We start from the raw sequence: 8565 nt of genomic DNA, 5'->3' as shown, positions 1-8565 counted from the left end.
TCGCCCCACTTCCGGCCCCGCCGCCATCTGATGCCCGCCCACGACTACCGAGCCGAGATGACCGTCCGCTTCGCCATCTGGGAGCAGATCACCGGAGCCGCCGGCCTTGCCACCGCAGCCTGAGCACAGGCCGGCTCCCAGCACCCTGCCCCGACGCGCCGTCAGGCAGTCACAGCCAACAACGTGACAACGCCACTCCGGGCATTCCGTCACCCCGCGGGCCGCATTTTACTGCCTCCACAATCGCGATTATGTCCACGATGGTGTTTCGTTCGGTCAATCGTGCCTACCGGTAGAGCATGGTCCAGTCGATGCAAGAGACAGAGCGAAAGTACGAGGTCCCGTCGTCCTCCGATACCTCCTGGCTGCCCCCGTTGGATGGAGTGGAGGGCGTCACCTCGGTTGTCGGCCGGAACCTCGAGGAGCTCGAAGCGGTCTACTACGACACCGATGATCTTCGGCTGTCTGGTTCTTCGGCCGTACTGCGACGAAGGACCGGCGGCTCCGACCCCGGGTGGCACCTCAAACTGCCGTTGCCGGGCGACAGCCGGGAAGAGGTCCAGGCGGCCCTGACTGACGCCGTCCCGGACGCCCTGCGCGACCTGGCCTTGTCCCGCACCCGAGGAGCCGAACTGACCCCAGTGGTACGCATCCGCTCGACCCGTGAGGTGCGCGATCTCGTCGACGCCGAAGGTGCCGTGCTCGCCGAGCTGAGCATCGACGCGGTGCGCGCGGAGTCCCTGCGAGCAGAGGGCAGGAGTGCGGCGTGGCGCGAGATGGAAGTAGAGCTTGCCGAGGACGCCGATCCCGCTCTCCTGGACGCCGTGGAGAAGAGGCTGCGCAAGAACGGCATCGCACGTGCGCAGTCGTCGTCGAAGCTGGCGCGGGCCCTTGACGAGATGGCGCCCGTCCCGGGCGGCGGGCGTGACGAGGCCGCCGACCTCGCTGCGGGCTCGGCCGGCGAGCAGGTTCTCGCTTACGTACGGGAGCAGATCCGCGTCCTCACCGCCCTCGATCCGGCCGTGCGACGCGACCGGCCCGACTCGGTTCACCAGATGCGGGTCGCCTGTCGTCGCCTGCGCAGCTGTTTGCGCTCGTACCGGTCCGTTCTGGACCGCGAGGTCACAGACTCCATCCGAGGGGATCTGAAGTGGCTGGCCGGCGAGCTGGGCGCAGAACGTGATCAGGAAGTGCTGATGGAGCGTCTCACCCGGGGCGTCGAAGCTCTACCCGGAGAACTCGTCCTCGGCCCCGTCTCGGCACGGCTACAGGCATGGAACGTCGCTCGCGGCTCCGAGTCCCACCAGCGCAGTCTCGACGCCCTGGGCTCGCGCCGCTACCTGGCCCTGCTCGATTCCCTCGCTGCGCTCGGGCAGCAGCCACCGCTGGGTGCCAAGGCCGGCAAGGCGGCGGACAAAGTGATGGCCAAGGCGGTCCTCAAGGAGTTCGACCGCCTGGCCCAGCGCATGGCCCCCGCCCTGGACCTGCCGCCGGGGCCCGAGCGCGACGTGGCCCTTCACGAGGCCCGCAAGGCCGCCAAGAAGGTGCGTTACGCGGCTGAGGTCGCCCGGCCGACTCTCGGTAAACCGGCCAAGCGCTTGGGCAAACGTGTCAAGGCGGGCCAGAAGGTCCTCGGCGACCACCAGGACAGTGTGGTGGCCCGGCGCACCATCCGCGACCTGGCCGTGGCGGCCCAGACGACGGGCGAGGCCGGCTTCACCTGGGGTGTGCTCTACGGCGGGGAGCAGGCCGCCGCGCAGACCAGGGAGCAGGAACTGCCGACGGTGTGGGAGCGGGCCTCCACCCCCAAGCTGCGCAAGCGGCTCAGCCGGTAGAGGGACTCGGCGCGATCCGACCGTGAGCTGGAGCCGGGGGGTAGCGGTGCGTGACTCCCCCGCGCCAGGATTCGTGTGTGAACGGTACGCAGCTAGCGATGGAACGGCTGGCCTCCTGGCCCGATCTTCACGGCACGGCACCCGCCTGCGGTGCCGTGCCGGCCCTGTCTACGGCCGAGGCCGAGATTGTGCATTTCCATGGGGAAAGCGACGCTGAACTTCACCTGACGTGGCTGTGACGTTGTTCAGCGGACCCGGCAGGACGCCTTCCAGCGGCCCCATTTAGTGAAGATCCCGTGTCGTCTCAACGTCTTCAAGTGGCCCCGGGGATTGGCTTGTTCTGGGACCACTCGTGAACAGCTTCGGCTGAAGAGCGGGCCGAAGGCCGGAGAGAACGGCTAGGGTCGAGGTCATGACAATCGATGACGAAGCCCTTGTGGCGGAGCAGATTGCCTACTACCGGGCCCGCGCGTCCGAGTACGACCGGGTCTATTCCGAGCGTGAGGACCTGCGGGAGTTGCTGGCTGCGGTCGACGGCCTTCCGATCACCGGAGATGTACTGGAGTTGGCCTGCGGAACGGGTCAGTGGACTCGGGTGTTGGCCGCGCGGGCGCGCTCACTGACCGCTGTCGATGCCTCGCCCGAGGTGCTGGGGATCGCCCAGGAGCGGGCCGGGTTCCCCAACGTCCGGTTCGCCCAGGCCGATGTGTTCAGGTGGCAGCCGCCGCGCCGCTTCGATGCTGTGTTCTTCGCCTTCTTCCTCTCCCACGTCCCGTTGTCCCGGCTGAGGGCCTTCTGGGACACCGTTGCTGCCGCACTCGCCCCCGACGGCAAAGCGGTCTTTATTGACGAAGGCCCCGCCGAGGCCGCGCGGGAAGAGGTGGCCGCGAAGCTGCGGCGGCTCGACGACGGCCGCGAGTACCGCATCGAGAAAATCTTCCATGACCCGGGAACACTCACCGGCGAACTCGCTGCGCTGGACTGGTCGGCAGATGTCCGGCTCCGGGGAAACTTCATCGTCGGCGTCGCACAACCGCCGCCCGCGCCCGCCGCGTCCTGAAGTGGTCCCGGAGCTTGGCTTGCGCCAGGACCACTCGGGGCTCCACGTTGCGGTGGTCTACTTTCCCGTGCCGTTCTGCTTGGCTTTGGTGCGGGCCAGGCGGTAGGACTCGGTGCCGGTCTCGATGAGGGTGGCGTTGAAGGTGAGGCGGTCCACGATCGCCGCGCAAGCCGTGGATCGGTGAAGGTCCTGCTCCAGCCCGTGAAAGCCTCGTTGGAGGCGATCGCAATGCTGCTTTTCTCCTCACGTTCGGTGAGAACCTGGAAGAGCATTTCCGCGCCGCGGCGGTCCAGTTCGAGATAGCCGAGTTCATCAATTTCGAGAAGGTCGACGCGTCCGTAGCGGGCGATGGTCTTGCCCAGCTGCTTGTCGTCTGCTGCCTCGACCAGCTCGTTCACCAAGGATGCGGCAGTGGTGTAGCGGACTCGGTAGCCGGCCATGGCGGCTGCGGTGCCCAGCCCGTCAGCAGGTGTGACTTGCCGGTGCCCGAGTCCCCGATCAGACACAATGGGTAACCCTTGGCGATCCACTCGCAGGTGGCGAGGTTGTGGATGACCGCCGGATCGACGTGGGGATTGATGTCGGCGTACAAGTGAACGTGCACCACCGCGTACGGATGAAAGTGCACCGTTCTTGATGCGGTGAGGTAGGTGTCGCGGGAGTCTGCTGTCGTCCTGTTCAGGGGTCGGCGGAGGGCGGCGAGGGTGGTCTTGGATCCGCACCGCTGGTTGGAGCTGAGGCGGTTTCGCGGTCTTTACGAGTCCGGTGCGATGAGCTTGCGGGAGATCGCAAAGGAGACCGGGCTGAACCGTCGTACGGTCGGCAAGTACTTGTCGGGCGAGACGCCAGTCGCGCCACCGCGGCGGGCTCCCAACGGCCGGCCGGCTCAGCGGGTGGTAGACGAGGTCGCGCCGTTGATCGACGCGATGCTGCGGGCCGAGATCCTGCTCAAAGGAGCGGTGATCCACGAACGGCTCGTGGCGGAGTACGGATGCACCATCAACTACCAGCGCGTCAAGATCTACTTGCAGGAGGCCCGGCCCCGCATCGCGGAGGAACTGGGCATCAGCCCGGGCGAGCTGGCGGGGCTGCACCGCAGGTTCGAGGTGGTGCCTGGAGCTCAGGCCCAGGTCGACTGGGGTGACGAGGGCAAGATCCTCGCCCATGTCGGCATCCCGAAGGTCTACTCGTTCCACATGACGCTGTCCTACTCGCGTGATCCGTTCTGCTTCTTCACCACAAGCCAGGACCTCGCCACCTTCTTCGACTGCCACCGCCAGGCATTCGCGCACTTCGGCGGGGTGCCGATGTCGATCGTCTACGACCGGACGAAAACGGTGGTCCGCCGGCACGTCGCACCGGGTGAGGCGGTGCCTCTGCATCCCGAGGCTGTCGCGTTCGCCGGGCATTACGACTTCGACCCCGACGTGCTGGCCGCCTACCGGCCCACGGGGAAAGGCCGAGTCGAGCGGCAGGTGTTGATCGTCCGCGATCACGTTCTGGCCGGACGCGCCTTCTCTTCCATCGAAGAAATGAACGCCGCGTTCACCGCCTGGGTCCCGCTGCGGCGGGCGAAGGTCCACGGCACCCACGGCGAGGTCATCGGTCTGCGGGCGATCCGCGATCACGTGGCCCTGCGGCCGCTGCCGCAAACGCCATATGTGGTCACACAGCGGCACCTTCGCCACGTCGGCAAGGACTGCCTCGTCGCCTTCGACGCGAACCTCTACTCGGTGCCGGCCCGCAGCGTCCGGCCGCGCCAGCTGGTCGAGGTCAGGGCAACGAAGTCCCAGATCACGCTGCATTCCACCGTCCCCGGTCACAGCGGCGAGACCCTGCTGGCCACCCATGCACGGGCCCTCGGCCGGGGCGCCCGGGTCGTGGATCAGAAGCACTGGGACGGCCTGCCCACGGGGTCCGGACGCCGCGTCACAGCCGGCGATGGAAGCCTTCCCCTGCCCCGCCGGCAGAACCCAGGCCCCGAATCAGGGCCGCTGGCGGCCCTGCTGAACCGGACCGCGGTCACCCAGGTCGAGGTCGGCCGCCGGCCTTTGTCGGTCTATGACGAACTGACCGGCACCCGCCCCTTCACCACCAAGCCGATTACGAGGGAAACGTCTTGAGTGAGCTGGTCTCCACCCGCATCCGCAACACGGCCGGCAAGCTGGGGCTGCCCCACTTGGCCGAGGCTCTGACTCAGTACGCTCAGCGGGCTGACGAGGCCAAGATGGGCTACCTCGACTTCATCGACCTGGTCCTCTCCGAAGAGCTCGCGGTCCGTGAAGACCGCCGCTTCCGCACCGGCCTGCGGATCTCGAAGCTCCCGCATCACAAAACGCTGGACGACTACGACTTCTCGTTCCAGCCCGAGCTCGACCCGCGCAAGGTCAAAGACCTGGCGACTCTCTCCTTCGTCGAGGCCAAGGCCAACGCGGCTCTCCTCGGGCCGCCGGGAGTGGGCAAGACACACATCGCCGTCGCGTTGGCGGTCGCGGCCTGCAGGGCCGGATACTCGATCTACTTCACCAGCCTCGACGACATGGTCCGCAACCTCAGGACCGCAGAGGCATCCGGGCGCCTGACCAGCAAACTCGGCAGCTATCTACGGCCGGCCGGCGGTTCTCGTGGTCGACGAGGTGGGCTACCAGCCCCTCGAACGCGCGGAGGCCAACCTGGTCTTCCAGGTGATCTCAAAGCGCTACGAAAAGGGCTCGATTATCCTGACCTCGAACAAGACCTTCAGCGAATGGGGGCAAGTGTTCGGCGACGAGGTCCTGGCCACGGCCATCCTCGACCGCCTCCTGCACCACTGCGATGTGATCGCCATCAACGGCCCCAGCTACCGGCTCAAGAACCGGCTCGCCGCCATCGAGCGAGACCGGGACAACGCGGCCTGAGCCATCACGGCTTGGGATCCGTCATCCGAAGCAAAGATCAACGTTCTTCTCAATGCAGACACGCAGCACGACTGAAAGCTGCTGGATGTCCTCGATGTGTCTCTCCATGTCTGGATCGCGAGGCTCCGATGTCCACTGCCCCAGAATTGCCTCCAGCCGGGGGAGAACGACGGCGCAGTCCTGGAGAGACAGGTCCTCCCTGTGGTCGTCCGGATGGTTGAGAAACGGTTCGAGCGCGGTTGAGACCTTTGTCCATGGCCGGTCTCCTCCGAAGCCGATCATCTCACCGAGATCGAAGCCTTCCGCGTGGGCCAGACGGCGGCGGAACTGAGCGAAGCCCCCATACGAGAAACAAGCATCCGGTCCATCGACGTCCCCGTCACCGGGGAACAGACACAGCCCCATGACACCCCTTCTTCCTGGATGCACATGGTCGGCGCCCTCGAGGCCGATGGCAACGAGATATCTGACGTCCTTCCGCACTGCCCTCCAACTCGCCGAGCGTGGTGCACGTATCTCCGTACTCCGTGGAGCACTCAACGAAGTACGCCGACAATTGACCCGGTAGTCGAACTCCCGCAGTGACTTCTCACGGGGGAAGTGAGCCGCCCGGATGCGCCGTTCGGCCCGGCGACGGTCCCGGTCCTCACACTCGGCCATCAGCAGCTCGGCGAGAAAGCCCGCGTAGGAGAGCCCTTCGCGTTCGGCCCGGGCGATCGTGTCGGCGGCCTGGGCGCGCATGGTGGGCAGCCGCAGCAGGCGGCATGCGGTGTCGATCGCCGCGTCGGATGCCTGTGCGGTCAGCGCGTGATGGGCGGTGGTCATGATGAGTCCTTCCGGCGAAGCTGCAACAGCTCGTCCCACTGCTCCAAGCGGGGCAGGGGACGCTGATCGGCGGGCAAAGCACGGGCGAGACGACGCGGAGTCAGGGGCGTGACCGGGGCCGGGTCCACATCCAACGGCTCCGGGGCGGGGGTGCCGACGGTGACGGTCGGCGCCCGTCCGGCCGCCTGTGCTGCCTTGCGGGCCTCCAGCGCGATGACGTCCTCGCTGAAGGTGCCCGCCGCAAGGGCCCCGCGGATGCCTGCCACCACGTCGGCGTGCTGCTGGTGGCGGTGCAGCAACAGCACTTTGACCAGGGCTTTCGTTCCTTCGATGTCTCCGAGGGCCTTCTTGGCCGCGGCCCAGAACGCTTCGTGGACGGCCGTGAAGGTGCCCTCGGCGCGGGCCTGATGGAGGGCCTCGGAGCGTTCCAGCGCCCCCGGCTTGGTCAGCAGGGCCTCCAAGTAGTGGTCCAGCACGAGGTGCTCGGAACCGCGACCGGTCAGCCGCCGATGGCGGGCGATCTCCCGTCGGCCGTCATAGACAGTCAGGTCGTCGCAGGTGAGTGTGACGGTGACCTTGCGGTCGATGAAGCGGACGGGGACCGAATACCGGCACATCTTCACGGTGACCATGCCGTAGCGGTCGACGCGGGGCATGAGCGTGATGCTGGTGGCGAACGGCTCGTCCGGCAGCGGCAGCAGATGGCCGGCCTCGCGGGCGATCGTCCGCATCCTCGCCCCGATCCGCCGCTCGTCCTCCTTGGCCTCGAACTCGGCTAACCGGCCGTTGAGTTCATCCAGGCTGTTCACCTGCGGCACCGGGGTGAGGTAGTTGCGGCGGAAATAGCCGACCTGGCCCTCGACCCCGCCCTTCTCGTGGGCCCCGCGCAGACCCGGCTCGCAGTAGAACGGAGTGAATCCGTAGTACTCATGGAAGTTGGTCCAGCGCGGGTTCTCCTCCCGCGAGCGGCTGCGGAAGACCACCTTTCACCGCCGGGGTGAGGTTGTCGTAACGGACCTGACCGGCCGGCACCCCGCCCAGCGTGTTCAGCGCGTGCACGTGGCCTTCGAAGAACGCTTGCTGACCGCACGAACGTGAGATGCGGTGAACGGCCTTGCCCGAATAGGCCAGCCGGAAAGCGAACAGATCCCTCAGCGGCGTGACCTTCATGGACTCCAGCGGCATCAACGTCTTCGTCGCCGCCTACCAGCAGGTCAATGGAGCGGGGCGGCTGCGCATCGCTGGTGCGCAGGGGCCCGTCCTGCGTGTTCTGGCGCTGGTCGGTCTCGACGCCTTGATCCCCTGCCATCCGACCGTCGAGCAGGCCCTGAACGCCTGACCAACGGCGGCCTCACCTGCTCGGACACCACCGGAACCAAAAGCCTGTCCCTTCCACCTGATGGCCAGCACCGGTGTACCGCAGTTCGCCCACAAGCCGACGTGCATCGTCCGGCGCCTGACGGTACTGCGCCAGCAGTGCGTCCAGTTCGTCGTAGCGCGCGTTGATCCCGCCCTGGCCCAGATAGGCAGCCCCAGCCCCCTGGCACTCGTTCCACCTGACGTAGATTGCCCACTGCTCGCGTTCCAACTCCACCGCGGCCGGGCTCGCAGGCCAGACACGGTACTCGTCAGCCTCGTCGCCCAGGTATTGGCCATAGCCGTCGAAGTAATGGGGCTTCCCGTCGATGTCAGCAAGGCCGACACGCGGCCCGTCGTACCACTCCAACTCGACGATCACACGCTCGAAGCCGTCCGTGATCAACTGCGCTTCGTCCCAGGTCTCAGCCACACGCGCAGGCTACCGACGTAGCGCCCTTCACATCCATGATCAGAATCTACGGCTGGAGTACTAATACTCCAGCAGCGTTTCGCTATCTGGCCTGGTCAGAGGCATCGTCGGGAGTGTAGTGGGCTGGTGGCATGTCAGGGGCGGTCTTGCCGGACCGCC

At 66.8% G+C, this 8565-nt stretch carries 8 protein-coding genes and 4 pseudogenes; 7 read left to right on the top strand and 5 right to left on the bottom strand.

The window, feature by feature from the left end; genetic code table 11:
* The 4 genes and pseudogenes from ACFWWR_RS47760 to ACFWWR_RS47745 all read left to right on the top strand — a co-directional run.
* Positions 1 to 123, top strand: a pseudogene (locus ACFWWR_RS47760) (IS6 family transposase); the annotation flags it as partial.
* 176 nt (positions 124 to 299) lie between these two features.
* Positions 300 to 1835: a CHAD domain-containing protein gene (locus tag ACFWWR_RS47755; RefSeq protein WP_384310628.1), complete on the top strand. Its 1536-nt coding sequence runs from the start codon at positions 300 to 302 to the stop codon at positions 1833 to 1835.
* A 98-nt stretch (positions 1836 to 1933) separates the two neighbouring features.
* Positions 1934 to 2074 (top strand): luciferase family protein, encoded by a 141-nt coding sequence (locus ACFWWR_RS47750; protein WP_384310629.1) that lies wholly within the window; start codon positions 1934 to 1936, stop codon positions 2072 to 2074.
* Between the two features lie 173 nt (positions 2075 to 2247).
* Complete coding sequence (locus ACFWWR_RS47745) at positions 2248 to 2895, top strand: class I SAM-dependent methyltransferase (protein ID WP_384310627.1); 648 nt, start codon at positions 2248 to 2250, stop codon at positions 2893 to 2895.
* Between the two features lie 57 nt (positions 2896 to 2952).
* On the opposite strand, the pseudogene ACFWWR_RS47740 reads toward ACFWWR_RS47745, so the two are convergent.
* A pseudogene (locus tag ACFWWR_RS47740) lies at positions 2953 to 3478 on the bottom strand (ATP-binding protein); the annotation flags it as partial.
* Between the two features lie 121 nt (positions 3479 to 3599).
* On the opposite strand from ACFWWR_RS47740, the gene istA reads away from it, so the two are divergent.
* Both istA and istB read left to right on the top strand, forming a co-directional pair.
* Positions 3600 to 5018, top strand: coding sequence for an IS21 family transposase (istA, locus tag ACFWWR_RS47735; RefSeq protein WP_384310626.1), 1419 nt, complete (start codon positions 3600 to 3602; stop codon positions 5016 to 5018).
* Positions 5015 to 5792, top strand: a pseudogene (gene istB / locus ACFWWR_RS47730) (IS21-like element helper ATPase IstB). The gene istA and the pseudogene istB overlap by 4 nt, the downstream one beginning before the upstream one ends.
* A gap of 21 nt (positions 5793 to 5813) precedes the next feature.
* On the opposite strand, the gene ACFWWR_RS47725 reads toward istB, so the two are convergent.
* The 3 genes from ACFWWR_RS47725 to ACFWWR_RS47715 are packed head-to-tail and all read right to left on the bottom strand — an operon-like array spanning position 5814 to position 7787.
* Positions 5814 to 6617 (bottom strand): ATP-binding protein, encoded by an 804-nt coding sequence (locus ACFWWR_RS47725; RefSeq protein WP_384310624.1) that lies wholly within the window; start codon positions 6615 to 6617, stop codon positions 5814 to 5816.
* On the bottom strand, positions 6614 to 7600 hold the full coding sequence (locus ACFWWR_RS47720) for a hypothetical protein (RefSeq protein WP_384310622.1): 987 nt from the start codon (positions 7598 to 7600) through the stop codon (positions 6614 to 6616). Before ACFWWR_RS47720 ends, ACFWWR_RS47725 begins: the two co-directional genes overlap by 4 nt.
* On the bottom strand, positions 7545 to 7787 hold the full coding sequence (locus ACFWWR_RS47715; RefSeq protein WP_384310621.1) for a hypothetical protein: 243 nt from the start codon (positions 7785 to 7787) through the stop codon (positions 7545 to 7547). The genes ACFWWR_RS47720 and ACFWWR_RS47715 overlap by 56 nt, the downstream gene beginning before the upstream one ends.
* On the opposite strand from ACFWWR_RS47715, the pseudogene ACFWWR_RS47710 reads away from it, so the two are divergent.
* A pseudogene (locus ACFWWR_RS47710) lies at positions 7768 to 7956 on the top strand (STAS domain-containing protein); the annotation flags it as partial. The gene ACFWWR_RS47715 and the pseudogene ACFWWR_RS47710 overlap by 20 nt on opposite strands.
* A gap of 12 nt (positions 7957 to 7968) precedes the next feature.
* Here ACFWWR_RS47710 and ACFWWR_RS47705 read toward each other — a convergent pair.
* Positions 7969 to 8406 (bottom strand): hypothetical protein, encoded by a 438-nt coding sequence (locus ACFWWR_RS47705; protein ID WP_384310620.1) that lies wholly within the window; start codon positions 8404 to 8406, stop codon positions 7969 to 7971.
* Positions 8407 to 8565 lie beyond the last annotated feature (159 nt).

Source organism: Streptomyces sp. NPDC058678, assembly GCF_042714835.1.
Lineage (GTDB): Bacteria > Actinomycetota > Actinomycetes > Streptomycetales > Streptomycetaceae > Streptomyces.
This window is presented reverse-complemented; position numbering and strand designations above follow the sequence as displayed.

Bases quoted from the DNA above. Each gene is read 5' to 3' on its own strand.
- ACFWWR_RS47755 (WP_384310628.1), top strand. From the start codon at position 300: ATGGTCCAGTCGATGCAAGAGACAGAGCGAAAGTACGAGGTCCCGTCG.
- ACFWWR_RS47750 (WP_384310629.1), top strand. From the start codon at position 1,934: ATGGAACGGCTGGCCTCCTGGCCCGATCTTCACGGCACGGCACCCGCC.
- ACFWWR_RS47745 (WP_384310627.1), top strand. From the start codon at position 2,248: ATGACAATCGATGACGAAGCCCTTGTGGCGGAGCAGATTGCCTACTAC.
- ACFWWR_RS47725 (WP_384310624.1), bottom strand. From the start codon at position 6,617: ATGACCACCGCCCATCACGCGCTGACCGCACAGGCATCCGACGCGGCG.
- ACFWWR_RS47715 (WP_384310621.1), bottom strand. From the start codon at position 7,787: ATGAAGGTCACGCCGCTGAGGGATCTGTTCGCTTTCCGGCTGGCCTAT.